This is a genomic window from Hymenobacter amundsenii, from assembly GCF_002204745.1.
In the GTDB taxonomy this organism is placed as follows: domain Bacteria; phylum Bacteroidota; class Bacteroidia; order Cytophagales; family Hymenobacteraceae; genus Hymenobacter; species Hymenobacter amundsenii.
Map to the genome: position 1 here is coordinate 1 of NZ_NIRR01000101.1, position 813 is coordinate 813.

Genomic DNA, 813 nt, shown 5'->3' on the forward strand with positions numbered 1-813 from the left:
TAGGGCGAGTTCTCAATCAGAGCCACATTCGGATAGCGGCAAGGGTAACAAGGGCCAAATAAGCCAAAGCCGTTTTTTCGAAGCGGTTGGCGATGGCCCGATACGCTTTAAGGCGGTTGAAGCAACGCTCAATCTGGTTGCGGTTCTTGTACACTTGCGCGTCATGAGCAATGGGCACTTTTCTGTTTTTCTTGCTGGGAATCACCGCCTGGGCGCCTGCTTGGGTAATCTGCTCGCGCAGGTAGTTGGCGTCGTAGGCCCTGTCAGCCAGCACGTGCTGGCCAGCGCGCAAGTCGGCCACGAGCAGGGCCGGCGCGTGGGGACAGTCGCCCGCCTGGCCCCCAGTCAACGCCAGTTGCCGGGGCCGGCCCTGCGCGTCGCAACTCAGGTGCAACTTGGTAGAGAAACCGCCCCGGCTGCGCCCGAGCGCTTGGGGGCCTTTTTTTTCAACGCTCCGGCCGCGTGCTGGTGGGCCCGCACAATGGTCGAGTCCACTTGCAGTTGGCTCAGCCCCGTCTCGTCCTGCAAAGCGGCTAATGCTTTGGCCCATACGCCGCTGTGCTTCCAGCGCGAAAAGCGCACGAACACCCGGTGCCAGGGGCCAAATCGCTCGGGTAGGTCCCGCCACGGCACTCCGCACCGCAGCCGCCATAGGATAGCCTCCACGAACAAGCGCGTATCCTTGGCCGTCACACCGGGGCTATGGGCCTGTCCGGGCAGCAAAGGTGCTAAGCGCGCCCACTGCGCATCAGTTAATAACGTGCGGTCTGCATTCATGCGTAAAGCTACTGCTGATTGAGAACTCGCCCTAGC

At 61.9% G+C, this 813-nt stretch carries 1 protein-coding gene; it reads right to left on the reverse strand.

The annotated features are described in order from the left end of the window. Positions 1-16: 16 nt before the first annotated feature. A protein-coding gene (locus tag CDA63_RS20090; RefSeq protein ID WP_394335396.1) for an IS5 family transposase occupies positions 17-777 on the reverse strand; the annotation gives its coding sequence in 2 pieces (ribosomal slippage) (positions 17-444 and positions 444-777; 762 coding nt in all). Positions 778-813: the final 36 nt, after the last annotated feature.